This window comes from Hymenobacter sp. UYCo722, assembly GCF_040547115.1.
Taxonomy (GTDB): domain Bacteria; phylum Bacteroidota; class Bacteroidia; order Cytophagales; family Hymenobacteraceae; genus Hymenobacter.
Genome location: NZ_JBEPPC010000007.1, coordinates 188579 through 212273, shown reverse-complemented (window position 1 = coordinate 212273; position 23695 = coordinate 188579). Strand labels below are relative to the sequence as shown.

At 59.4% G+C, this 23695-nt stretch carries 21 protein-coding genes and 1 tRNA gene; 13 read left to right on the top strand and 9 right to left on the bottom strand.

Translation table 11 applies throughout. The features are described from left to right. Positions 1-48: 48 nt before the first annotated feature. The 4 genes from ABIB44_RS16495 to atpD form a co-directional block, all read right to left on the bottom strand. Positions 49-1161, bottom strand: a complete 1113-nt coding sequence (locus ABIB44_RS16495) for an AI-2E family transporter (RefSeq protein ID WP_354585766.1) — start codon at positions 1159-1161, stop codon at positions 49-51. Between the two features lie 132 nt (positions 1162-1293). Next, positions 1294-2163 (bottom strand): tetratricopeptide repeat protein, encoded by an 870-nt coding sequence (locus ABIB44_RS16490; RefSeq protein ID WP_354585765.1) that lies wholly within the window; start codon positions 2161-2163, stop codon positions 1294-1296. Between the two features lie 136 nt (positions 2164-2299). Then, positions 2300-2548, bottom strand: a complete 249-nt coding sequence (atpC, locus tag ABIB44_RS16485) for an ATP synthase F1 subunit epsilon (RefSeq protein WP_354585764.1) — start codon at positions 2546-2548, stop codon at positions 2300-2302. Between the two features lie 100 nt (positions 2549-2648). Further along, positions 2649-4154: a F0F1 ATP synthase subunit beta gene (atpD, locus tag ABIB44_RS16480; RefSeq protein ID WP_354585763.1), complete on the bottom strand. Its 1506-nt coding sequence runs from the start codon at positions 4152-4154 to the stop codon at positions 2649-2651. 275 nt (positions 4155-4429) lie between these two features. Between atpD and ABIB44_RS16475 the strand changes: the two genes are divergently transcribed. The 6 genes from ABIB44_RS16475 to pth all read left to right on the top strand — a co-directional run bounded on the left by ABIB44_RS16475 (position 4430) and on the right by pth (position 9137). Then, positions 4430-4502: transfer RNA gene (locus ABIB44_RS16475), tRNA-Gln, on the top strand. Positions 4503-4679: 177 nt separating this feature from the next. Beyond that, positions 4680-5606, top strand: coding sequence for a ribose-phosphate pyrophosphokinase (locus ABIB44_RS16470; RefSeq protein ID WP_354585762.1), 927 nt, complete (start codon positions 4680-4682; stop codon positions 5604-5606). 109 nt (positions 5607-5715) lie between these two features. Continuing rightward, positions 5716-6780 carry a DUF6340 family protein gene (locus tag ABIB44_RS16465; protein ID WP_354585761.1) on the top strand — a complete coding sequence of 355 codons (1065 nt, stop codon included), beginning with the start codon at positions 5716-5718 and terminating at the stop codon, positions 6778-6780. Between the two features lie 410 nt (positions 6781-7190). Beyond that, entirely contained in the window at positions 7191-7772 is a 582-nt protein-coding gene (locus tag ABIB44_RS16460) for a hypothetical protein (protein ID WP_354585760.1), read from the top strand. 93 nt (positions 7773-7865) lie between these two features. Next, positions 7866-8438 carry a 50S ribosomal protein L25/general stress protein Ctc gene (locus ABIB44_RS16455; RefSeq protein WP_354585759.1) on the top strand — a complete coding sequence of 191 codons (573 nt, stop codon included), beginning with the start codon at positions 7866-7868 and terminating at the stop codon, positions 8436-8438. 132 nt (positions 8439-8570) lie between these two features. Then, positions 8571-9137, top strand: a complete 567-nt coding sequence (pth, locus tag ABIB44_RS16450) for an aminoacyl-tRNA hydrolase (RefSeq protein WP_354585758.1) — start codon at positions 8571-8573, stop codon at positions 9135-9137. 144 nt (positions 9138-9281) lie between these two features. Here pth and metG read toward each other — a convergent pair whose 3' ends face one another. Then, complete coding sequence (metG, locus tag ABIB44_RS16445; protein ID WP_354585757.1) at positions 9282-11324, bottom strand: methionine--tRNA ligase; 2043 nt, start codon at positions 11322-11324, stop codon at positions 9282-9284. Positions 11325-11562: 238 nt separating this feature from the next. On the opposite strand from metG, the gene ABIB44_RS16440 reads away from it, so the two are divergent. Beyond that, positions 11563-12381 (top strand): hypothetical protein, encoded by an 819-nt coding sequence (locus tag ABIB44_RS16440; RefSeq protein ID WP_354585756.1) that lies wholly within the window; start codon positions 11563-11565, stop codon positions 12379-12381. Between the two features lie 79 nt (positions 12382-12460). Here ABIB44_RS16440 and ABIB44_RS16435 read toward each other — a convergent pair whose 3' ends face one another. The 3 genes from ABIB44_RS16435 to msrB form a co-directional block, all read right to left on the bottom strand. Beyond that, positions 12461-12796: a hypothetical protein gene (locus ABIB44_RS16435; RefSeq protein WP_354585755.1), complete on the bottom strand. Its 336-nt coding sequence runs from the start codon at positions 12794-12796 to the stop codon at positions 12461-12463. A gap of 110 nt (positions 12797-12906) precedes the next feature. Next, complete coding sequence (locus tag ABIB44_RS16430) at positions 12907-13698, bottom strand: DUF3050 domain-containing protein (RefSeq protein WP_354585754.1); 792 nt, start codon at positions 13696-13698, stop codon at positions 12907-12909. Between the two features lie 163 nt (positions 13699-13861). After that, positions 13862-14410, bottom strand: coding sequence for a peptide-methionine (R)-S-oxide reductase MsrB (gene msrB / locus ABIB44_RS16425; RefSeq protein WP_354585753.1), 549 nt, complete (start codon positions 14408-14410; stop codon positions 13862-13864). 227 nt (positions 14411-14637) lie between these two features. On the opposite strand from msrB, the gene typA reads away from it, so the two are divergent. The 3 genes from typA to galB all read left to right on the top strand — a co-directional run bounded on the left by typA (position 14638) and on the right by galB (position 19578). Further along, positions 14638-16449, top strand: a complete 1812-nt coding sequence (gene typA / locus ABIB44_RS16420) for a translational GTPase TypA (protein WP_354585752.1) — start codon at positions 14638-14640, stop codon at positions 16447-16449. A gap of 81 nt (positions 16450-16530) precedes the next feature. Beyond that, on the top strand, positions 16531-17040 hold the full coding sequence (locus ABIB44_RS16415; protein WP_354585751.1) for a DUF6630 family protein: 510 nt from the start codon (positions 16531-16533) through the stop codon (positions 17038-17040). Between the two features lie 75 nt (positions 17041-17115). Then, positions 17116-19578, top strand: coding sequence for a beta-galactosidase GalB (gene galB, locus ABIB44_RS16410; RefSeq protein ID WP_354585750.1), 2463 nt, complete (start codon positions 17116-17118; stop codon positions 19576-19578). A 14-nt stretch (positions 19579-19592) separates the two neighbouring features. On the opposite strand, the gene ABIB44_RS16405 is transcribed toward galB, so the two are convergent. Then, positions 19593-20420 (bottom strand): TrmH family RNA methyltransferase, encoded by an 828-nt coding sequence (locus ABIB44_RS16405; protein ID WP_354585749.1) that lies wholly within the window; start codon positions 20418-20420, stop codon positions 19593-19595. Between the two features lie 81 nt (positions 20421-20501). On the opposite strand from ABIB44_RS16405, the gene ABIB44_RS16400 reads away from it, so the two are divergent. From ABIB44_RS16400 to ABIB44_RS16390, 3 genes are all read left to right on the top strand, one after another. Beyond that, on the top strand, positions 20502-21992 hold the full coding sequence (locus ABIB44_RS16400) for a sensor histidine kinase (protein ID WP_354585748.1): 1491 nt from the start codon (positions 20502-20504) through the stop codon (positions 21990-21992). Between the two features lie 138 nt (positions 21993-22130). Further along, positions 22131-22541 carry a response regulator gene (locus ABIB44_RS16395; protein ID WP_354585747.1) on the top strand — a complete coding sequence of 137 codons (411 nt, stop codon included), beginning with the start codon at positions 22131-22133 and terminating at the stop codon, positions 22539-22541. Positions 22542-22703: 162 nt separating this feature from the next. Continuing rightward, on the top strand, positions 22704-23684 hold the full coding sequence (locus tag ABIB44_RS16390) for a hypothetical protein (RefSeq protein WP_354585746.1): 981 nt from the start codon (positions 22704-22706) through the stop codon (positions 23682-23684). The last annotated feature ends 11 nt before the right edge of the window (positions 23685-23695 follow it).

The following is a 23695-nucleotide window of genomic DNA, read 5'->3' as shown; positions in this document are numbered from 1 at the left end:
CGTTGGGCTCAGGCCCGAAGCGGGGCTTCGGAACCCACGTTCGGCCGCCTACGATTCCGAAACGGGCTCGCCGGGCAGCGGCGTCCGCACCGCCGCGGGCTCCGCACCTGCCTGCGCCAGCTGGTGCGCCCGGTTCTCGCGCCGGAACACCTCCATCAGCACCAAAAAGTACGATACCAGCAGCGGACCCACCACCAGTCCAATCAACCCAAAAATCTCCACGCCCAGAACCAGCCCCACGAGCGTCACGAGCGGATGAATGTCGCCCATGCGCTTGGCCAGCATGATGCGCAGCACGTTATCCACGTTGATAATGATGATGAAGCCCACCAGCAGAATACCAATGGCCTGCCCGTTGTGGCCCTGCGAAAACTGGTAAAGCGCCGCCGGGCCCCACACCAGTGGCGTACCCAACACCGGCAGAAACGCCATAAAAAATGCCACCACGCCCCAAAATAGCGCATCGGGCACCCCAAATATCCACAGCGTCAGGCCGGTCAGAATGCTTTGCACCAGCGCCACCACCACCTGACCCAGCACGTTGGCATTCACGTTGTTTTTCAACGACTCGCCCAGGTCCTCCAGCGTCTCATTGCGAAACGGCAGGTAGCGGTGCAGCCCCAGCATAAAGTACGTTTCCTGCATGAACATGTAGTACATCGTGAACAGCATCAGACCCACAATCACCAAAAAATTGAGGGCGCTGCTGGCCAGCGTGGGCAGCCAGCCACTCACCTTCGCGCCGGACTGCAGCAGCAGCTGCCGCACGTTCAACTGCTCGGCAATCTTGAAGCCGGTGGCCTTTTCCACCTTGTGCACCACTTCCATTATCTGGTCAGGGTTCTTGGCGAACGTAATGAGCCGGTCGAGCAGCAGCGAACTCAACGAATAGAACGGAATCACGAGCACCACCACCGTAATCAACAGAATCCCGATGGTGACCAGCCGCGCATTCCAGCGCCGCTTGTGCACCAGCGCCACCCACCACGGCCGAAACACCACGAACAGAATGCCCGCGGCCAAGAACGCCGTGAGGTACTGCGCCAATCCCAGCAGCATGAGGGCAGCAAGGCCGAGCAGCGAAGCGACCAACAGCACGTAGCGCTGCCGGGGCGTGTAAATATTCTCGACGGCGGCGTATAAATTAAACGGTTTTTGCATAGGGAATCGAGGGCCATCGTGGCCCGGATGCAAGGCTATACGGCTGGGGCACATTTTGGCTGGCCGCCGCCCAAAACCAAAAAGCCTTTCCCCAACGGAGAAAGGCATTTCGAAGTAGCTGCCGGGCCGTGGCTACAGTTTTTGCATAGCGCTGGCGAAGCTGTCGGCCGCCGGCCCGCCGTTGGGCAGCTTGCGCAGGCGCTCCTGGTAGGCTTTAGCTTTGTCCTTTTCTTTCAGCTCAATGGCCATGCGGGTCAGGTTCATCAGCGTCGAAATATCATTCGGGTCGAGGGCGTCAGCCTGCTGCATCTTCTCGTACGACTCCTGCGTTTTGTGCAGGTGGGCGTAGTACACCCCCATATTGAAATAGCCCAGCGAGTTCTGCGGGAAATACTGCTCCATCAATTCCGCGATGGGGCGGCCATTCTCGAGGCCTTTGTCGCCGGGCTGCTTCCAATAGGCGCTGGCAAAAGGCTCGATGGCGGCCGGTACAAACGCATTTTCGGGGGCGGGCAGGGGTGCGCCGTCGCGCCACAGCCACGGCTTCCCACCGTTTTTGCGGGCCTCCAGCGCTTCGCGTATCGTTTGGATTAGCGGCGCGGGCTGGCCCGCCATTTCGTAGCTTTTGGCCAAGCCCATGCGCATATCCAGCCGCTCGGGGGCCAGGGCAATGCCTTGCTTCAGCACCGCCGCCGCCTGGGCCATGGTGGCCGGGTCGTAGCTCACTACCACCGCCTGCGGACGCGGGGCCTGGCCCTGGGCCACTGGCTGCGTCGGCACCGGCGTGCGCTTGGTGGCCTTGTTCAGCAAAAAGTTGAAACGGGCCACGTACAGGTCCGGGTCCTTGGGGGTGGCTTTCTCCCAATCGGTCAGCACTTTCTCGGCTCCGGCCAAATCGCCGGCTTTGAAAGCCGCCCGAAACTGCTCCCGAAACCCGTCGGCCAGCACCCAGCTGCTCATCCCCACCCAGAGGATTACTACCCAGAGAATTCGTTGTACCATTTTTGCAGTAAGTAAAGAAGAATAAATTGTACTGCAAAGTAACGTATTGATTCCGAATACGCATAAAAAATCCCCATGACGTTTGCCGTCACGGGGATTTTTTAGTTTTCAGGCGGCTTTATCCTTCAGCAGCAGATTAGGCTACTGCGCCTTCGGCCAGCACAATCACATTATTGCGCAGTACTTCCACTACGCCGCCTTCGATGCGGATAACCTCACGGCCCCCGGCACCGCCCGTCAGGGTCACGTCGCCGGCCTTCAGGGCCGCGATGAGCGGGGCGTGGTTGTTCAGCACTTCAAACGAGCCATCAGCCCCCGGAAACTGGGCCGCTGTCACTTCGCCTTCGAAAACCTTGCGGTCGGGGGTGATGATTTCTAAATGCACGATTTCAATGGTTAACGGTTAGTGATTAATGGTTAATGGCATTTGTCAGGCTTGCAAAAAGCACCAATCATTGACCACTAACCATTAACCACTAAAATAATTATTTGGCTTCCGCAATCAGGCGCTCGCCTTTGGCTACGGCATCCTCGATGTTACCAACCAGGTTGAAAGCGGCCTCGGGCAGGTGGTCATACTTGCCGTCGATGATTTCGTTGAAACCTTTGATGGTGTCTTTGATGTCAACCAGCACTCCTTTGAGGCCGGTAAACTGCTCGGCCACGAAGAAGGGCTGCGACAGGAAACGCTGCACGCGACGGGCGCGGTTCACGACCTGCTTGTCCTCTTCCGACAGCTCATCCATACCCAGAATGGCGATGATGTCCTGCAATTCCTTGTAGCGCTGGAGCAATTCTTTCACGCGCTGGGCGGTGTTATAGTGCTCGTCGCCGAGGATGTCGGCCGACAGGATGCGCGAGGTCGAGTCCAGCGGGTCAACGGCCGGGTAGATGCCCAGCTCGGCGATTTTGCGGCTTAGTACCGTCGTGGCGTCCAAGTGGGCAAAGGTGTTGGCCGGGGCCGGGTCAGTCAAGTCGTCGGCAGGCACATAAACGGCCTGTACCGAGGTAATTGAACCGCGCTTGGTCGAAGTAATGCGCTCCTGCATGGCACCCATTTCGGTAGCCAGCGTGGGCTGGTAACCCACGGCCGAAGGCATCCGGCCCAGCAGAGCCGAAACTTCCGAACCCGCCTGCGTGAAACGGAAAATGTTGTCGATGAAGAACAGGATGTCGCGGCCGGCACCGGTGCCGTCGCCATCGCGGAAGCTCTCGGCAATGGTGAGGCCCGACAGGGCCACGCGAGCGCGGGCTCCGGGAGGCTCGTTCATCTGGCCGAACACGAGGGTAGCCTGCGATTTTTCCATCGCTTCCATGTCCACCTTGCTCAGGTCCCAGCCACCTTCTTCCATCGAATGCTTGAAGGCATCGCCGTAGAGAATGATGTTGGATTCGATGAATTCGCGCAGCAAGTCGTTGCCCTCGCGGGTCCGCTCGCCCACGCCAGCAAACACCGACAGACCTTCGTAGGCTTTGGCCACGTTGTTGATGAGCTCCTGAATCAGTACGGTTTTGCCCACGCCGGCACCCCCGAACAACCCAATCTTGCCACCCTTTACATAAGGAGCCAGCAAGTCGATAACCTTAATGCCGGTGAAGAATACCTCCGACGACGTTGCCAGCTCTTCAAACGCCGGGGCATTGCGGTGAATGGACAGCCGCTCGCCACTCTTGGGCTGCGGAATGCCGTCAATCGCCTGGCCAATAACATTGAACAGGCGGCCTTTCACGCCGTCGCCGGTCGGCATCGAGATGGGCGTACCCAGGTCGCGCACTTCCGCGCCGCGGGCCAGGCCCTCGGTCGAGTCCATGGCAATGGTCCGAACCCGGTCCTCGCCCAGGTGCTGCTGGCATTCCAGCACTACCACCTGGCCGTTCTCTTTGGTTACTTCGAGGGCGTCGAGGATGTTGGGCAGCTTCGTGTTTTCTCCCGCGAAGCTCACGTCAACGACGGGGCCGATGACCTGAGTGATTTTGCCGGTATTGGCCATTTGCTTGTATTTATGATGAAGTTGATGCTCTTTTCAGGCCGCAAAATTACGGTCCAAACCCCGTTTTTCCAACCCCAATCCATTGCAGCCCCGCCCCCTGCCCCAGCCATAAAGCCCGGGAGTTAGGGGGTGAATATCAGCCCCTAGCGAATTCAAGCGACATTTCGGGTCATATCCGGGCTAAATTTTTTACGGATTTTTTTCTCCAAACCCTTGCCTCGAATCATTCCGCATGTACCTTTGCACTCCCAAACGGCACGTAGCCCCCGGGAAATTGTCCGATGGTGTAACTGGCAACACGCTTGATTTTGATTCAAGAAAGTCCAGGTTCGAGCCCTGGTCGGACAACGACAAAGCTCGAGTAACTGAAAAGGCGCTGGCTTCTCCAATTTCCGGAGTGGTCAGCGCCTTTCGCTTTTCTGGCCCGTACGGCAGGCCTTCGCTTGCCGTGTTTAAGCCGCTATTCCATCCATCGTCCGTGCGGTGCCAGCCAACGCTAGCCGCACAAAATCAGTACCTTCCCCAATGAAACAGGTCAAAATATTCGCTGGCAGCGCCTCGCGTGAGCTCGGCGAAAAAATCGCCGCCGCCTACGGTACCACCCTCGGCGACCTTACCCTCCAGCGCTTCGCCGACAACGAAATGGGGCCGAGCTTCGACGAGAGCATCCGCGGCTGCGAGGTGTTTCTTGTGCAAAGCACCTTCCCCCCGGCCGAGCACCTCATGGAGCTGATGCTGATGGTGGACGCCGCCAAGCGCGCATCTGCTCACAAAGTCGTTATCGTAATGCCCTACATGGGCTACGCCCGGCAAGACCGCAAGGATAAGCCCCGCGTAAGCATCGGGGCCAAAGTGGTTGCCAACATCATCCAGAGCGTAGGTACCGACCGTCTGATGACCGTCGACCTGCATGCCGGCCAAATCCAGGGCTTCTTTGATATTCCCGTCGACCACCTCGACGGAGCCACCGTGCTGGCTCCTTACATCAAGTCGCTGAACCTAGAAAACCTGATTTTTGCCTCACCCGACGTGGGCGGCGTAGTGCGCACCCGCGCCTTCGCCAAAAAATTCGGGGCTGAAATCGTGGTCTGCGATAAGATGCGGGTACGGGCCAATGAGATTGCCTCGATGCAGGTAATCGGCGACGTGAAAGGCATGGATGTAGTGTTCGTGGATGACATGGTGGACACGGCCGGCACCATCTGCAAAGCCGCCGAGCTGGTGATGGAGCGCGGAGCCCGCTCGGTACGCGCCGTCGTGACGCACCCGCTACTCAGCGGCCCGGCCCACGACCGCATTCGCGCCTCGGCCCTAACGGAGCTGATTACGACCGATACGATTCCGCTGGCTCAGGAAAACGAGAAAGTTCGGGTGATTTCGCTGGCCCCGCTTTTTGCCGCCGCCATCCGCAACGTGGTAACGCACGAGAGCATCAGCTCGCTGTTCGTGTAGCCGGCGTTCCCGGCGAATAGTACGAAATGCTCTATTCGCCGGGAACACCGAACTTTGGCACAATTTTGTAGAAAGGGCTTCCTGATTGGAACTTTTTTCTGCAAACGTGATGAACAATTTTTACGCTTCCGCCCTCACGCTTTTGGCCGCGCTGCTGCTGAGCGCCTGCGCCTCCACAGTGCATATCAGGGCCCTGGCTCCGGCGGCGGTGCCCATGCCGGCCAACCTGCAAAGCGTGGCCACGGCCAACCGCATTATTCCCGAGTCGCGCCGCGATAAATTTTTCGACGTGCTGGAAGGAGCCTTCACCGGCGAAGGCATTGGCGTGGACCGCGCCGGGGCCGACGAGTGCGTGAACGTGGTGGGCCAGGCCCTGGCCAACAACAGCTACCGCTTTAGGGTAACGCAGGCGCAGCTCCAGCTATTGGGCCGTAGCCGCGAATTTTTTCTGCCGCCGCTGGCTCCGCGCTACGTGCAGGAGCTATGCCGCCGCACCCAGGTCGACGGGCTGGTAGTGCTCGAAGCCTTCGATTCCGACATGCTGTTGACGCATACCACCGGCACCCGCACTTATAAAGACAAGGAAGGGAAGGAGCACCAGATACCTACCGTACACGTCGAAATGGTGATGAAAATCGTGACCGGGTTCCGGACCTACGGCGTAGCCCAGGGCTTCGTGCTTGACCAGGCCCGGCAGGAAGACCAGCTGGTGTTCAGTGGCAACGGCGATACGTACCCCGCCGCCCTGCGCCAGCTGCCACCGCCCGAGGAATGCATTCGCCGGGTGGCCCAGCACGCTGGCGATGGCTACGCCCGTCGCATCGCTCCTTCCTACATCGACCTGAACCGGGACTACTTCACCACGGCCAAAAAAGATGCCCGCATGAAGGAAGCCGCCCAGCGAGCCGAGGCCGGCGACTGGGCCGGGGCCTCGACGCTCTGGCAACAATCGGCTCGCCAGCTCGACCCTAAGGTTGCCGGCCGCGCCTTTTATAACCTGGCCGTGGCCAGCGAGGTGCGCGGCGACCTGTCGGGGGCGCTGGACTGGGCCAAAAAAGCAGCGTTCACCTGCAACAATTCGCAAGCCCGCCAATATCTGCGGGTGCTGAATGACCGGATGCAGGCGCAGGCCGTGGTGCAGGAACAGCTGAAGAGCGTGCCAACTGGCAACTAACTTACCGGCATGCTCCATTTTTTGCACCTTACCAGCTGTGTCGGGCTGGTTTTAGGGATGCGGAGGGCGGGCGGGGCCAGCGTGGCCAAGCAGTACTACTGGAGGTGCGGTGGTTCGAGCTGAATGGCGTCGTTTATTTCTTCCTCTGTACTGCTACGGACCCCGATGGCGAAGATTACCGCCAGGGAAAGCAGAAGTATTTCAGCACGATACAGTTGAGGCGATTTTAGCGCCAGCCGCTATTGTAGCGGCGCGGCCGTTCCCCGGCGCCGTCCCAACGGTCCCAAACGCCGGTACCGAGACGCGGGGGCTACTGGCGGGCCGGAATGGTCCGTTGGCCGAAATTGAAACGGCTGGCTTTGGCGCACCCAGTAGCTTGCCGGCAACTTTCGCTATTTCTTCTTTCTGCAATGAAATTCTTCCGGGTTCTTGGTGTGCTCTTGCTGCCAGGCTTGCTGGGGCTGTCGGAGGCGGCGCACGCGCAGGCCGACGATGCCTTTGCCTGGCACACTGTCTGGCTCGATTCGACGGCTTCGGTGCAGTTGCCCTACGCCAGTTCGCAGCCCATGCCCGAGGCCGACAGTCCGCTGGTATTCTACCACACCGGCACTTCCGACAACCAATTCTACGCCCTGGCCCTCGCCCTGGAACCCGAGGAGTTGCCCGCCCCTAACCGGTCGAGTTCACGGGCCATCGACCAGCTCCTGCTCGACCTGATGCGGCAGCGCATGGAATTCTTTGCCAAACCCAAGTTTCAGGTGGCTCGACCAGTACAGTTGCCCGCCTCGCCCGACCGCCTGGCCAATCATCGCCTCTACCAGGGAGTGGATGAGTTCCATCAGTTGCCCGCGCTGCTGGAGCTGATTTGGCTACTGCGTGAAAACCATTTATACGTGCTGTACTGCACGTATTCGCTGCCCCAGGAGGCAGGCGCGCTCGAAGATGTGCACCGCTTTTTTGGCAGTCTGGCCTTTGCTGCCGGGGCACCGTAGGATATTATCCTCAGCGCCCGTACCTTTGCGGCCCGTTTGCCGCTAATTCCGGCAGCAAACGGGCCATTTTTTATCTTCTCAAAAACCACTTTTATGAAAAGCCTCGAGATTGTAGGGTTTAAAAGAGCGAATCTCGGTAAAACGGACGCCAAGGCATTGCGCCTCGACGCTCAAGTACCGTGCGTATTGTATGGCGGCACCGATACCGTGCACTTCTCCGTGCCCGCTATCCTGTTCCGCGAACTGTTGTACACGCCGGAGGCACACATTGTGGACCTGAACGTGGAAGGCACCCTGTATAAGGCGATTGTGCAGGATACGCAGTTCCACCCCGTAAACGAAATGCTCCTCCACGTTGACTTCCTCGAGTTGGAAGACGGCAAAGAGGTGAAAATGGATATCCCCGTGAAGTACATCGGCGTGTCGCCCGGCGTATTGGCCGGTGGCAAACTGGTGAGCAAGCTGCGCAAAGTGCGCGTGCGGGCCACGATGGACAACCTCCCCGACTACGTGGAAGTGAACATCAGCACCATGGAGCTGGGCAAATCCATCAAGGTAGGTGCCGTGGAGCCGAAGGGTTACACCATCCTCACCAGCGCCGAGGCTCCCATCGCCACCATCACCATCCCACGTGCCCTGAAAGGCGAGTTGGCCGCTGGCAAGTAATTTTTTTGCCCGCGATGTACCCGGCTTTCGGGAATATTCGGACAAATACGAAAAGCCGCTCCAATTTTGGGGCGGCTTTTTAGTTTCCTTACTACGCGCCGCGCTTTAGCCGGCAACTCTTCGTTGATTAATATGAAATTTCTCGTCCTGTGCCTGGGCAACATTGGTCCCGAATACGCCGACACCCGCCACAATATCGGCTTCATGGTGGCCGATTATCTGGCGGCGAAGTTTGACGCGCCCCGCTTCGAAATTGGCCGCCATGCCTTCACCACCGAGTTTAAGCACAAAGGCCACCACTACGTACTGGTGAAGCCCACCACCTACATGAACCTGAGCGGCAAAGCGGCCGCCCACTGGCTGGCCACACTAAAAATTACGGCCGAAAATATGATAGCTGTCACCGACGACCTGGCCCTCCCCTTTGGTAAGTTGCGGCTGAAGGGCCAAGGCTCGGCCGGCGGCCATAACGGGCTGAAGGATATTCAGGCCACGCTCGGCAGCGATGTGTACGCCCGCCTGCGCTTCGGCGTGGATGCTAATTTCCCCAAAGGCCGCCAAGTTGATTATGTACTGGACCCTTTTTCGGGCGACGAATTAATCGAATTACCCACGCGCATTGAAAAGGCGGCGGAGGCCGTTTTGGCATTCGGCGCAATGGGTTTGGAACGGGCGATGAATATCGTGAACGTGAAGTAGGCCTGCTTATAAAAAATATAAACCAGAACGTCATGCTGAGCCTGGCGAAGTATCCCTACTGCACAAGTAATTGACTTTACTATTGCGCTAGAGATGCTTCGCCAGGCTCAGCATGACGTTCTGGTTTATGTCAACCCGCCTTTCCTACGCCACGCCGCTGCCATTGCGCACGGGCTTGCCGGGCTGCATCAGCGCTAGGCTGCCGTCGGCATTTTCGGCCATCAGCAGCATGCCCTGGCTTTGGATTCCTTTGATTTCGCGGGACGCGAGGTTGAGCAATACCTGCACCTGCTGGCCAATAAGGGCTTCGGGGACGAAATGCTCGGCGATACCGCTCACGATGGTGCGCTCCTCCAGGCCCAGGTCGACGGTAAGCTTAAGCAGTTTTTTGGTTTTGGCCACCTTTTCAGCGGCGGTGATGGTGCCAATGCGCAAATCCATCTGCCCAAAATCATCGAAAGAAATATCGGCTTTAGCCGGCGCCACCGGCGTGTTGGCTAATTGGTTTTCCTTTTTGGTATCGAGCAGTTTTTGCACCTGGGTTTCAACAACGGCATCTTCAATTTTGCCGAACAGCAGCGCGGCTTCCTGCAGCTGGTGGCCGGCTACGAGCGCATCGGAACGGCCGGCACTGGCCCAGTTGCCCAGCGGCAAATTGAGCATGGTAGCCAGCTTCTGCGCCGACTCGGGCAGGAAAGGCTCCAGCAACGGGGCCAGGCTCGCGGCAATTTGCAGCGACACATTCAGGACCGTACCGGTACGTGCGGCATCGGTTTTGATGAGGTGCCAGGGCTGCGTTTCGGCCAGGTACTTATTGCCAAGGCGCGCCAGATTAATTACTTCAGCCAGCGCATCACGGAAACGGTAATTTTCAATCAGCGCGCCTATTTTGGCGGGAAAGTCGGCTAACTGCGCAAAAGCATCCTGGTCGATGCCCACTAACTCACCTAACTCGGGCACGCGGCCTTCGAAGAATTTATGCGTGAGCACCGCGGCACGATTCACGAAATTACCGAGCGTGGCAACCAGCTCGTTGTTGTTGCGAGCCTGAAAATCTTTCCAGGTGAAATCGTTGTCTTTCGTTTCGGGCGCGTTGGCGCACAGCACATAGCGTAGCACGTCGGCCTGACCGGGGAAATCGGCGAGGTATTCGTGCAGCCACACGGCCCAGTTGCGCGAAGTGCTAATTTTATCACCTTCGAGGTTCAGAAATTCGTTGGCAGGCACATTATCCGGCAAAATAAATTCGCCGTGCGCCTTCAGCATCACCGGAAAAATAATGCAGTGGAAAACGATATTATCCTTGCCAATAAAATGCACCAGCTTCGAGCCGGCATCTTTCCAGTATAGCTCCCACTCCTCGGGGAAGGCCTCTTTAGTAGCCGAGATATAGCCGATGGGCGCATCGAACCATACGTAAAGCACTTTGCCCTCGGCCCCGGGCACCGGTACGGGCACGCCCCAGTCGAGGTCGCGGGTTACGGCGCGGGGGTGCAGGCCCTGGTCAATCCAGGATTTGCATTGCCCATAGACGTTGGTTTTCCAATCGTTTTTATGGCCTTCAATTATCCATTCGCGCAGCCAGGGCTCGTATTGGTCGAGGGGCAGAAACCAGTGCCTGGTATCGCGTAAAACCGGCTGCGCGCCACTCAGCATAGAGCGCGGATTAATTAGCTCCGTCGGGCTGAGCGAGGTGCCGCAACGCTCACACTGGTCGCCGTAGGCATTTTCGTTGCCGCAATTAGGGCAGGTACCCACGATGTAGCGGTCAGCCAGAAATTGCTGCGCTTTTTCGTCGAAATATTGCTGAGTAGTCTGCTCAATGAATTTGCCTTCGTTGTTCAGCTTGGTAAAAAACTCGCTGGAAACCTCGGCGTGCGTAGGCGAAGAGGTGCGCGAATACACATCGAACGAAACGTTAAAATCTTTGAACGAATCGCGAATCAAGGCGTGGTATTTATCGACCACCTGCTGCGGGGTAACGCCTTCTTTCTGCGCACGAATGGTGATGGGAACGCCATGTTCGTCGGAGCCGCAAATAAATTTTACGTCGCGACCAGCTGAGCGCAGGTAGCGCACATAAATGTCGGCGGGCAAATAAACGCCGGCCAGATGGCCGATGTGCACGGGACCATTGGCATAGGGCAACGCAGCGGTAACAGTGTAGCGCTCAGGGATAACTGGCATATAAACTAGTAAGTAAACGAATGGAAATGAACGAACTGTTTTTGGTTAAAAAAACAGTGCTACTATTCCTTCGCACAAATAAACGATGAAAAAAGAGCAGAACTAAATCAACAAAAAAACCAAGCAAACCGTTTGACGCAGAAATGATTTTATATTTGAGCACGTCGAAATAAAAATAACGCGTTTTCATTGCGACATTCTTCCTTTCCATCACCCGTCACTAACCATTTTTTTTCAGATGAAAAAACCTGCTTCTCCGGTTAAAGCCGAAAAATCCCCCAAGCGCACGACGGAAGAAAAAGCCGCACGCAAATCGACCAAAAAAGCCGGCCGCGCGACGACCGAACTAAAAGACGACCGTGCCAGCAAAAAAGCCAGCCAGAAGAAATCGCTGAAGTCGGCGGCTAAGCAGCTGCAAAAAGAGCTGAACAGCCGCATGAATGAAGTGGTGTCGCGCATTCGCAAAGAAACGAAGGCCAAGCTGAAGGAAGTGGTGAAGGAAGCGACGCGCCGCCTCGACGGCGATACGGAGCGCATGTTTGAGCAGGCCTTGCACACCATTGTGCGTCACTACGACTCGGTAGCCGGCACCCCCACTACCGACAACGGCGCGGCCGCTTCGACCACCGAAGCATCCGCTGGAAAAGGCAAGCGCGGCAGCAAAAAGGGCCCTACCCTGAACAAGGACGGCACCCCGCGCAAGTCCCGCGCTTCCCGCAACGACGACGATGCTGCTGCGGCTGCCACCCCGGGCAAGCGCGGTCCCAAGCCCGGCGCTAAAGCCGCAGCTAAACCCGCCACCGGCGCCAAGCGCGGCCCCAAGCCTCGCAACCAAGCTGCCCTGGCCACCAACACTGCCGCTGCCGATACTTCGGTAGCTACCGAAGCGCCAGCTCCGGCTGCTACACCCCGCAGCACCGCGAAAAAGCCAGCGGCCAAGCCGGCCGCTAAACCGGCTCCCAAGCGCAACACCCCGGCAACCCCGGCGACCGCAACCGAAGCCAGCGGCCTGCTGAACTCGGCCGATAGCCCAAGCACCGGCGAGGTCAGCGAATAGCTAACCCTGCTTACCGGCACGGAAAAGCCCGCAACCAGTTAATGGCTGCGGGCTTTTCTGTGTAAGCCGATTGGCTACTTTACCGGGGGCGTACAGTGTCAAGGGGAATGGGCGCATCATAGTTGAGGCGCTTCATTCGAAGTTCGGAAGTAGTGTTATTGGGGTCGTTGGTATTAACGTTCTCAATGCGCTTTTCGCGATTGATGGCGGCAGCCTGCTCGCCTAGACGCACACGGTTGGGCGTGGCATCGGGCACCGGGTAGCCGTTGCGGCTGGATACTCCATTGCTGTTGTAGAGGGCACGGCGGTCGGCGTCGGTGCGCACTTCGGTGGGCGTGGCGCTGGGCGTAGCCGTTTCGGATACCTGGTCTGAAACCGAGCAGGCAGCCAAGCTGCCGGCCAGCAACGCGCTCATGCTTAAACTCAACCGAGAAGAAAGGAAGGAATACATCGCAAAAAGCAAAACAGGCTGCCGGAGTGGGCAGCCTGCTTGAAACGAAGGCTACGGCCTTGGGGTTGGCGTCGTTAGGCCGGGAGGAAGGAAACGCCTACTGGCACGATGCCATCCCAAAGCACCATGCGGGATTCGAGGCAGCGCACGGCTACTTGTTGGCACTCCTGCCAGCGAATGGGGTCGTCGCCGCAAAGCTCGCGCACCATTTGCTCGGCCATGGGGGCATGAACTTCCTCATCGAGTTCGATGTGGCGGTCGAGGTAATACACGAACGTGTCGAGCTGGCCCGGAAACCGTTCGCGCAACTCGCCCACCAGCTGGCGGAACATGGCCGGAATCAAATCCTCGCGGCCGAAGGTGAAAGCGGAGGCCACAGCGTGCGGCTGGCCCGAATTAATAATATCAAACGTGGTTTCGACAAACTCGCGCACCGAGGCGGGGGCCTGCGCCTCGGTGAGCGCCTGGCCAACGGTGCGACCCGCCGCGATGGCTGCTACCAGCCGCCGGATGGGCGCGGTGTTGGCCCCACATTCCTCCATAGCCTGCACATAGAGCTCGAAATGGCTGGTGGGCCGGCCGGCGGGGTCAATATCAGATTCTTCGCCCAACACAATTTCGTTGATGAGGCGACGCGTAGCCGGATTAGGTGATGGCACCCACGGGACGGCCACGCAGGTTAAGTCACGCTGCAACGTTTTCAGGAGCGACATAAAATCCCACACCGCGAACACATGGTGCTCCATAAAGCGCCGCAGGTCGGCCAGCGTTTCGAGGCGTTGGTATATGCTATTGTTGAGTAGCTGCTGGCGCGTAGGCTCCACGGCCTGTTGCAGGTACTGAATGGAATCGCGGGAGTTTTCCATGAGTAAATAAATAAAGACAAAATAGGACTAACCAAGATACGTACGCTCCGAATAACAAGGGTCAGGTCGCGCAGGCAGGACCATACAAACGCAAAGCCCCCCGGTTTGGATTTCCGGGGAGCTTGCGAATGTGAATTTTCTCAGAAAAGCACTAGTCTTTCTTTTATTTCTTCTCAAACACCAGGGCGTTGCCATCCATGCAGTAGCGCTGGCCGGTAGGCTTGGGGCCATCGTTGAACACGTGGCCGAGGTGGCCGCCGCACTTAGCGCATACAATCTCATCACGGCTCATACCAAAGCTATTATCGGAGGCCACTTTTACGCTGGTAACGGTGGCCGGCGCGAAGAAACTGGGCCAGCCGGTACCCGACTCAAACTTGGTGTCGGAGTTGAAGAGCAGGTTGTGGTCGGCAGCGCAATAGTAGGTGCCAGCGGCGTGGTTGTCGTGGTATTTGCCAGTGAAGGGGCGCTCGGTGCCCTGCTCGCGCAGGATGTAGTATTGGTCGGGCGTGAGGGTTTTCTTCCACTCAGCATCGGTTTTACGCACCGGGAATTCGTCGGGCTTGCCAGTTACGGCCTGCGGTTTGGGGTAGCTTTTACCAGCCGTGGCACGGGCCGCAGTAGGCATGTTGAGGGCCACGTCACGCTTCTGCGAGCAGGCCGAATTGAGGGAAAGCACCGAAACAAGTAATATAAGCAGGGAAAAGCGCATGGCGGGGATGAGTTGAATGATAAGTGACCAACATACGGCGGCGGTACCTGGTTCGGTCGGTGAGGCAGACGAACGAACATGGGGAACCTTACGCCCCAGCTAATCGATTTAGGGCGACGGGCTTGGCTGCGCGGCAGGGTGCGGCAGCCGGGCTCGGGTTAAGAGTTGAGTATCACAAGGCTTTACGCGTTTTTATCTGTACCTTTGCACCCGCAAAACCAACCCATATGGCCAACAATATTCGTAACATTGCCATCATCGCTCACGTTGACCACGGCAAGACTACTCTGGTGGATAAGATTATCCACGCATCTAAGATTTTCGACGCGCACCAGCACTTCGATGACCTGATTCTCGACGACAACCCGTTGGAGCGCGAGCGCGGCATCACCATCGTTTCCAAAAACGTATCGGTACGCTACAACGGCACTAAAATCAACATCATCGACACCCCTGGTCACGCCGACTTCGGCGGCGAGGTAGAGCGCGTGTTGAAGCTGGCCGACGGCGTACTACTGCTCGTGGATGCCTTTGAAGGCGCCATGCCGCAGACCCGCTTCGTGCTGGGCAAAGCCATTGCCCTGGGCCTGAAACCCATCGTGGTGGTGAACAAAGTAGACAAGGAAAACTGCCGCCCCGACGAGGTGCACGAGCAGGTTTTCGACCTCATGTTCAACCTCGGCGCTTCGGAAGACCAGCTCGATTTCGTGACCTTGTACGGTTCCTCGAAGCAGGGCTGGATGAGCACCGACTGGAAAGTGAAGACCGACAACCTGATTCCGTTGCTCGACGCGGTTATCTCCTCGATTCCGCCCGCACCGACCCTGGACGGTACGCCCCAAATGCAGATTACCTCGCTCGACTACTCGTCGTTCGTGGGTCGTATTGCCATCGGCCGCGTGCACCGCGGTACGCTGAAAGAAGGCTCGAACATGAGCCTGATGAAAGCCGACGGTAGCATCAAGAAAGTAAAAATCCGCGAGCTGCACGTATTTGAAGGCCTCGGCCGCGTGAAAGTGGACTCGGTAAGCAGCGGTGAAATCTGCGCCGTGTCGGGCATCGAAGGCTTCGACATTGGTGACACGCTGGCTGACGCTGACAACCCCGAGCAATTGGAGCGCATCAGCATCGACGAGCCGACGATGAACATGCTGTTCACCATCAACAACTCGCCGTTCTTCGGGAAGGAAGGCAAGTTCGTGACGTCGCGTCACCTGCGGGACCGTCTGTTCAAAGAGACTGAGAAAAACCTCGCCCTGCGCGTGGAGGCCACCGATAAAGAGGATACTTTCCTCGTGTTCGGCCGCGGCATTCTGCACTTGTCGGTACTCATCGAAACCATGCGTCGCGAAGGCTACGAGCTGCAGGTGGGCCAGCCCCAGGTGCTGTTCAAAGAAGACGACCACGGCAAGCGCACCGAGCCCATCGAGCTACTCGTGGTGGACGTGCCCGAGGAATCGGCCGGCAAAGTCATCGAGCTGGTGAGCATGCGCAAAGGCGAAATGACCATCATGGAGCCCAAGGGCGACCTGCAGCACTTGGAGTTCACGATTCCGTCGCGCGGCCTGATTGGCCTGCGTAACAACGTGCTGACCGCCACCGGCGGCGAGGCCATCATGAACCACCGCTTTGTGGATTACGAGGAGCACAAAGGCCCCATCCCCGGCCGGATTGCTGGTTCGCTGATTTCGCTGGAAACCGGTGCCGGTACGGCTTACACGATTGACAAGCTGCAGGACCGCGGCTCGTTCTTCGTGGACCCGGGCGAGGAAGTGTACGGCGGCCAGGTTATCGGCGAGCACACCCGCCCCAATGACCTGACGGTGAACATCCAGAAAGGCAAGAAGCTGACCAACATGCGTGCTTCGGGCACGGACGACAACGCTAAAATCACCCCCAAGCGCCAGTTTTCGCTGGAGGAAGCCATGGAATACATCCAGAAGGATGAGTACCTGGAGGTGACGCCGAAGTCGATTCGGATGCGCAAGATTCTACTCGACGAAAACGAGCGGCTGCGCTACGCCAAGCAGGCTGACTAATTATTCTGCAAGGAATAATTTTGAAGAGGGCGCGGCTTTGGTCGCGCCCTTTTTCATTTCCCAAACTTTATTTTTCGCTTTATGAATCAAGAAACTTTGAACCGCTTCGTGCAGCTTTTCACCCTGAATGATACAGAAGCGACCCAGCGCGTGAGCGAGCGGCTGGCGCTGGTACTGAATGAGCCGGCTGCTTATCAGGAGCAATTTGCCGAGGAGTTGGAAGAGCGCGATATAGTGGCCGAACTGCCCGTGCAGGAACTGCGCGACGTGGCCCTAATTGATGCGCTGCTGAGCGAGGAACTGGTTTGGGAATGCGACTGGGAAGACACGGCTGCGATGTTGATTGTCGGCATTAACGAAATTCTGATGACACAGCGTCGGCCCCGTTGGCCCAGTGAACCTGCACGCGACACCGTGAAAGGCCCCGAAGCACTTGATATCGTACAGGAATTACTTGAGCCCGCTGGCTTAGCACTGGTGCTGCTTACGTTGGATAGCGATTCCTACGCCGTAAGCGTAGTGGCCGATGCGCAGGCCGAAGAAACCCGCCAGCTGGCGCGGGAACTGGGCTTTGGGGTGACCGTGTACTAGTCGGCAAAGGCCAGGATAATCGATTGTGTAGCGGTGGTGGCGCGTACCTTGCGGGCCCATTACTCCTGCCTGCTTATGCTGCTGAAGAAACTGCTGGCTAGTGCCCTGCTGCTGACCACTACTGCGGCCGCCGCTCAGCACCGGCACGAATATTTGCTCGACTCGAACTGGAAATTCTCGAAGGGTGACGTAGCGAATGCGGCCAATCCGGACTTTGCCGATGCCAAATGGCAGACGGTGAGCGTACCGCACGACTGGGCCATTACGGGGCCGTTTAGTGGAAATAACGACCTGCAGGTCGTTAAGATTGAACAGAACCAGGAGCAGAAGGCCACCCAGAAATCGGGCCGCACGGGGGGGCTGCCGTTCATCGGCACGGGCTGGTATCGGCGGCGGCTATCGGTGCCGGGCTTCGGACCGGGCCAGCGGGCGGTGCTGCTCTTTGATGGGGCGATGAGCAACGCGCACGTTTTTGTGAATGGCAAGGAAGTCGGGTTCTGGCCGTACGGCTACAATTCGTTTTCACTGGACATCTCCTCCTTTATAAAGCCCGGCAACGGCAATGTGCTGGCCGTACGGCTGGAAAATCAGCCCGAAGCTTCGCGCTGGTACCCCGGCGCGGGCCTATACCGCAACGTACACCTGGTGGTGACCGATGACGTATACATTCCGGTGTGGGGCACTCACCTGACCACACCCGAAATCACGACGGCCCAGGCCAAGGTGCATCTGAAAACCACGGTGGAAACGCCGGGCGGCAAATTCCAGCCGTTGCGGCTTGACACCGAAATTCGCGACGCGGCGGGCAAGGTGGTGGCTACGACCAGCACGGCACTGGCCAGGGGGCTGACCTTTGAGCAGAACCTGACGGTGCCGCAGCCGCGGCTGTGGTCGCCGGAAACGCCGGTACTCTACACCGCTTCGTCGAAGCTGTATGCGGGCAAGGCGCTGAAAGACGCCTTCAAGACCACGTTTGGCATTCGGTCCTTCACCTTTGAGAAGGGTCTGGGCTTTTCTTTGAACGGGCAGCCGCGCAAGTTTAAGGGTGTATGCAACCACCATGATTTAGGCCCGCTGGGCGCGGCGGTGAACACGGCAGCGTTGCGCCGGCAGCTGACGTTACTTAAGGATTTGGGCTGCGATGCCATCCGGACGTCACATAACATGCCCGCCCCGGAGCTGGTGGCCCTGTGCGACGAAATGGGCCTGATGCTGATGGCGGAGTCGTTTGACGAGTGGAAGTCGCCGAAAGTCAAGAATGGCTACAGCCAGTATTTCGAGGCGTGGGCGGAGAAGGATTTGGTAAACATGGTGCACCACTACCGCAATAACCCGTCGGTAATCATGTGGAGCATCGGCAACGAGGTGCCCGACCAGAGCAACGCCAACGGACCCATCATCGCCAAGCGCTTGCAGGATATTGTGCACCGCGAAGACCCCACCCGGCCCGTAACCATGGGCCTGGACCGGTTCGACGATGATTTCAAGTACGGTATTGCGGCGGTGCTCGACATTCCGGGTTTCAACTACAAGCCGCACCGCTACGCCGAGGCGCTGGGCCAGCTGCCGCAGGGCTTTCTGCTGGGCGCGGAAACGGCCTCTACGGTGAGTTCGCGCGGGGTGTACAAGTTTCCGGTGGTGCCCGCCAAACAGCAGCAGTACCCGGACAATCAGTCGTCGTCGTACGACCTGGAGGCCTGCGTGTGGTCGCAAACGCCGGACGAGGAGTTTGCCGCCCAGGATGACCTGCCCAACGTCATGGGCGAGTTTGTGTGGACGGGGTTCGACTACCTCGGCGAGCCCACGCCTTACGACGAAAAATGGCCTTCGCACAGCTCCTACTTCGGTATTCTGGACTTGGCCGGAATACCGAAAGACCGGTACTACCTCTACCGCGCCCGCTGGAACACCGCCAGCCCGACGCTGCACCTGCTGCCGCACTGGACCTGGCCCGGCCGCGAAGGCCAGACCACGCCGGTGTTTGCGTACACAAGCTACCCTTCGGCCGAGCTATTTGTGAACGGCCAAAGCCAGGGCCGCCAGACCAAAGGACCTTCTAACCAGCCCCAATCGCGCTACCGCCTGATGTGGAACGACGTGATGTATGCGCCTGGCAGCATTAAAATAGTGGCCTACGATGCCTTGGGCAAAGCCATGGCCACCGAAGAGGTACGCACGGCCGGCGCGCCCCACCACATCCGGCTGGTGGCCGACCGCACGGCCCTCACGGCCGATGGCAAGGACCTCGCCTTTGTGACCGCCCGCGTGGAGGATGCGCAAGGCAACCTCTGCCCCGACGCGGCCCAGTTGCTCAGCTTCGCGGTGAGTGGCGCGGGCAGCTTCCGGGCCATCGGCAACGGCGACGCAACCAGCCTGGAATCTTTCCAAAAGCCGCAAATGCGGGCGTTTCAGGGGCAGTTGGTGGCCATTGTGCAAACGAGTACGGCTGCCGGGGCGGTGCAGGTGCAGGCCAGCAGCCCGGGGCTGCAAAGCGGGACCGCAACCCTGCAAACCACCGCGCGGGCGGCGGGGAAATAGGGGGCCATAATTGCTTACGAGGCCGTACGCTGGCGCACGGCCTCAAATGCCAGCACGGCCCCGGCCACGCTCACGTTGAGCGAATCGATGCGGCCCATCATGGGAATGATGATGGTGTCGTCGCAGGCGGCGAGGGCGGCGGGCGTGAGGCCGGCGGCCTCGGTACCGAGCACGAAGGCCGTGGGCGGGCGGAAGTCGCAGTCGAGGTAGGAGTGCGCCGTGGGCGTGAGGGCGGCGGCGTAGCTGCGAATGCCTTTGGCGCGCAGGAAGGCCGTAATTTCGGCCATCGGCGCGGCAATTACGGGTACGGAGAATACGCAGCCAATGCTGGAGCGGATGGTGTTGGGATTGTAGAGGTCGGTGCGCGCATCGCCAATGAGCACGGCATGAACCGGAGCAGCATCAGCGGTGCGGAGGATGGCCCCGAGGTTGCCGGGCTTCTCCACGGCTTCGAGCACGAGCAGCAGCGGGTTGGTGGGCAGGCGCAGGTCGGCCAGGGTGCGGGCGGGGGTGCGGAGAACGGCCAGCAGGCCATCGGACCCTTCCCGGTAAGCCACTTTTTCGAAAACCGGGCGCGTGACTTCGAACCAATCAGGGGCTTCTTGCTTGCCGGCAAACAGGCTTTTTAGCTCCGCTTCGCCGGTTTCGCCGGCCAGCTCGGGGCAGCTGTAAATAGTGGCGACCGGCACGCCGGCCTCCACGGCAATGGTGAGCTCGCGCAGGCCTTCGACCAGGGTGAGGCCCAGGGCGCGGCGCTCGGCCGACTTCTGCTGCAGCTTCAGCAGCTGCTTGATGCGCGGGTTTTGGGGGCTGCTGAGGTGGTCGGACGGAGCAAAGGGCATGGCGCAAAGATACCGGCCCGGCGGCCGGGGCCAACCTTGCCGCCGCCGGGGGCGTAGGGCGGGCCATTACCTTCGCTGCCGATGAACTTCAAATCAAATACCAAAATTGTTGTGGGCTTTGCCCTGGCCGTGGGCGTGCTGCTCCTGACGGCGGCGGCTTCGTTCTGGAGTATCCGGGGCCTGAGTGTGCAAACTACCCGGGTGGAGCACTCCTACCAGGTAATGCAGGAGGTAGAAACCATCACGGCCGTGCTCAAGGATGCCCAGGCGGGCACGCGCGGCTACCTGCTCACGGGCGACACCGTGTACCTGCGGCCCTACAGCATGGCATCGGGCCAGCTGCCAGCTGCCCTGGAGCGGGTGATAGCGCTTACAGTGGATAACGCGGTGCAGCAGGTCCGGCTCGATTCGCTGCGCCGGCTGGTGGAACAGGAATTCCGCATTCTGCGCCCGCTCACCGAAGTTACGAGCACCCGCAGCCAGGCCCAAATGCAGACCCTGCTCGACACCGACCGCCAGACGCTGCGCCAGGTGCGGCTGCTCTACGCCCGCATTAGGCGCGACGAGCTAAACCTGCTGGCCGAGCGCAGCGCCGCGCAAGCCGTATTCGCGAAGGCCACGCCCATCGTGGTGCTGGTGTCGGCCGTGCTGGCCGTGGTGATTGTGGTGTGGCTGGTGATGAAAATTGTGCGCGAGCTCGACGACAACCGCCGCCTGCAGGCCGAGCTGGCCGCCGTGAACACCGAAGTGGCCCACCGCATTGCCCAGATTCGGGCCCTGGCCGAACAGGTGGTGCAGGGCGACTATACCGTGCAAATTCCGGATACGGCCACCGACAACCTCGGCGGCCTGGCCACTTCGCTCAACCGGATGACCCAAACGCTCGATGCCAGCTTTAGCGCGCTCGAAAAGCGCAACCGCGAGCTCGACCAGTTTGCCTACGTGGCCTCGCACGACCTGAAGGCTCCGCTGCGGGGCGTGACGACCATCGTGAAGTGGATTGAGAACGAGCTGGCCGCCGAGCTTTCGCCCCAGCTGCGCACCTACCTCGACCAGATGAAGGGCCGCCTCAGCCGCCTCGAAGACCTGATAAACGGCCTGCTGGCCTACGCCCGCGTGGGCCGCACCACCCAAACCCGCGAAGCCGTGGATGTGCACCAGCTGCTGAACGAAGTAGCCGAGCTGGTGGTACCGCCCGAGTTTACGTTGCGCATCGACCCCGCTATGCCCCGTTTCGAAACGGACCGGCTGGGCCTGCAACAGGTATTCATCAACCTGCTCTCGAATGCGGTGAAGTACCACCACCGGGGCACGGGGCAGCTCGAAGTGAGCAGCCGCGACCTGCACGATTTCTACGAATTCCGGGTGCAGGACGATGGCCCGGGCATTGCCCCGGAGTATCACCAGAAGATTTTCCTGCTCTTCCAGACCCTGCGCGACCGGCACACGGCCGAGAGCACCGGCATCGGCCTGAGCATCGTGCAGAAAATTATTAATGAGCAGCAGGGCACTATCCGCGTCGAATCGGCGGTGGGTCAGGGGGCAGCTTTTATCTTTACGTGGCCGAAATAGCGGCGTTTTAACGGTTAATGACTAACGGTTAGTGGTTAATGCGAAGCGCGGTTAACCGGAGGCCAACTCCGCCAAAACCCTTTTTCATTAATTCCTGCTGATTAACCCTTAACCGCTAACAATTAACCATTACCCCATATGCGTTCTGTTTTATTGGTTGAAGATGACGTATTTGACACGATGACGGCGGAAAAGTCCTTCGCCAAGTTCAGCGTGCCGCACCAGCTGCACACGGCTTTCAACGGGGAGGAAGCGCTGGACCTGCTGCTGGGCCGCAACGGCACCGAGGCCCTGCGCCCACTGCCCGAAGTCATTCTGCTCGATTTGAACATGCCTCGCATGAACGGCATCGAATTCCTCACCGAGCTGCGCGGCAATGCCGAGCTGCACCATATTCCGGTGTTCATCACCACCACGTCGGCCATGGATGTGGACCGCGCCGATGCCGAGCAGCTGGGGGTGAGCGGCTACATTCTCAAGCCGCTGGATTTTGAAACCGGCGGCGACCTGGCCGACAGCCTCAGCCTGCTGGAGCAGCTGCTGAAGTAGCCCCCTGGCACCGGTCGCATTCATCGGATGCTCACGGTAATTGCGCGGAATTTGCGGGCTAGTGCGTGCGTTTGGGAGGCGGGCTGCCTTCGTTGGGCTTAGCCCCCTGGCAGTAGTACCTTGCCGGGCCCTTTCACTGCTTTTCCTGCCGTCCTCACTCCCATGAAAATTCTCTTCGCGTTACCGATGCTGGCACTGGTGCTGCTGGGCGGGTCCGTTGCCCAGGCCCAGCCCGACGGCCCCCGCCAGCTTGGCGGAGCCCCCACCGTGCCCGTAGCTCCACGCCCCCGGGCGGTGCCAGCCCCGCGCCAGCTCGACAGCACGCCCGTAGCACTGCCCGACAGCACCCGCCGCGCCACAATTACGGCTCCCCTACCGGCCCCCATGCCGGCTCCGGCACCGGCGGCCCCGGTGTATGCCCCGGTGCCGGCCGGGCAGCTGCCCGGCGGCAACTTACAGGCACCCCGCTTCCAGGTAGGCCTCAAAAACGGCCTGGTATACAGCGCCAATGATGTGGAGACGAAAAACCCGCTCTTCGGCCGCTCCTACCTGCTGCTCGATGGGCAGCGTAAGTTCGAGATGGCGGAAGTGGGCTTCTTCGAAGATGAAACCGGCCACTACGTGCGCACTACCCTGCCGGGCTCGACGCGCGAGGCCACGCTGCGCCGCGAAAAAACCGGGCGCATCAGCCTATACTCCATCACCAGCACGCAGTATTCGGGCGGGCCGGGCGGCTTTGGCTACCCAAGCTACGGGTATGGCGGCTACGGGGGCTATGGCATGGGCGGCTACGGCTCGCCCTACGGCGGCTACCGCACCATTAAAACCGAGTACTTTTCGAAAGACAATGGCCCGATTCAGAACCTGAACAGCCGCACCCTGCTGCTGGCCACCAGCGACAATGCCGGGGCCCAGCAGCTGCTGTTCGAATCGCGCCGCTACCAACAGCTCACGGCCGCCAGCTACGTGGTAGGCGGCGGCCTGCTTATCGCGGGCCTACTGCAAACCCTGACCCCGACCCGCTCGGGGGTGTCGCCCCTCACCTACGCGGCGCTGCCGGTACTGCTGGTACCCATCGTACTGCAAAGCAAGCAGGCTTCTAACCAACGCCAGGCCATTGCCTTGTACAACGCTGGCCGGTAGCCGGCGGCACC

Excerpts from the sequence above, each read along its gene's own strand:
- ABIB44_RS16495 (WP_354585766.1), bottom strand. The coding sequence starts at position 1,161 with ATGCAAAAACCGTTTAATTTATACGCCGCCGTCGAGAATATTTACACG.
- ABIB44_RS16490 (WP_354585765.1), bottom strand. The coding sequence starts at position 2,163 with ATGGTACAACGAATTCTCTGGGTAGTAATCCTCTGGGTGGGGATGAGC.
- atpD (WP_354585763.1), bottom strand. The coding sequence starts at position 4,154 with ATGGCCAATACCGGCAAAATCACTCAGGTCATCGGCCCCGTCGTTGAC.
- ABIB44_RS16470 (WP_354585762.1), top strand. The coding sequence starts at position 4,680 with ATGAAACAGGTCAAAATATTCGCTGGCAGCGCCTCGCGTGAGCTCGGC.
- ABIB44_RS16465 (WP_354585761.1), top strand. The coding sequence starts at position 5,716 with ATGAACAATTTTTACGCTTCCGCCCTCACGCTTTTGGCCGCGCTGCTG.
- ABIB44_RS16460 (WP_354585760.1), top strand. The coding sequence starts at position 7,191 with ATGAAATTCTTCCGGGTTCTTGGTGTGCTCTTGCTGCCAGGCTTGCTG.
- ABIB44_RS16455 (WP_354585759.1), top strand. The coding sequence starts at position 7,866 with ATGAAAAGCCTCGAGATTGTAGGGTTTAAAAGAGCGAATCTCGGTAAA.
- pth (WP_354585758.1), top strand. The coding sequence starts at position 8,571 with ATGAAATTTCTCGTCCTGTGCCTGGGCAACATTGGTCCCGAATACGCC.
- metG (WP_354585757.1), bottom strand. The coding sequence starts at position 11,324 with ATGCCAGTTATCCCTGAGCGCTACACTGTTACCGCTGCGTTGCCCTAT.
- ABIB44_RS16440 (WP_354585756.1), top strand. The coding sequence starts at position 11,563 with ATGAAAAAACCTGCTTCTCCGGTTAAAGCCGAAAAATCCCCCAAGCGC.
- ABIB44_RS16435 (WP_354585755.1), bottom strand. The coding sequence starts at position 12,796 with ATGAGCGCGTTGCTGGCCGGCAGCTTGGCTGCCTGCTCGGTTTCAGAC.
- ABIB44_RS16430 (WP_354585754.1), bottom strand. The coding sequence starts at position 13,698 with ATGGAAAACTCCCGCGATTCCATTCAGTACCTGCAACAGGCCGTGGAG.
- msrB (WP_354585753.1), bottom strand. The coding sequence starts at position 14,410 with ATGCGCTTTTCCCTGCTTATATTACTTGTTTCGGTGCTTTCCCTCAAT.
- typA (WP_354585752.1), top strand. The coding sequence starts at position 14,638 with ATGGCCAACAATATTCGTAACATTGCCATCATCGCTCACGTTGACCAC.
- ABIB44_RS16415 (WP_354585751.1), top strand. The coding sequence starts at position 16,531 with ATGAATCAAGAAACTTTGAACCGCTTCGTGCAGCTTTTCACCCTGAAT.
- galB (WP_354585750.1), top strand. The coding sequence starts at position 17,116 with ATGCTGCTGAAGAAACTGCTGGCTAGTGCCCTGCTGCTGACCACTACT.
- ABIB44_RS16405 (WP_354585749.1), bottom strand. The coding sequence starts at position 20,420 with ATGCCCTTTGCTCCGTCCGACCACCTCAGCAGCCCCCAAAACCCGCGC.
- ABIB44_RS16400 (WP_354585748.1), top strand. The coding sequence starts at position 20,502 with ATGAACTTCAAATCAAATACCAAAATTGTTGTGGGCTTTGCCCTGGCC.
- ABIB44_RS16395 (WP_354585747.1), top strand. The coding sequence starts at position 22,131 with ATGCGTTCTGTTTTATTGGTTGAAGATGACGTATTTGACACGATGACG.
- ABIB44_RS16390 (WP_354585746.1), top strand. The coding sequence starts at position 22,704 with ATGAAAATTCTCTTCGCGTTACCGATGCTGGCACTGGTGCTGCTGGGC.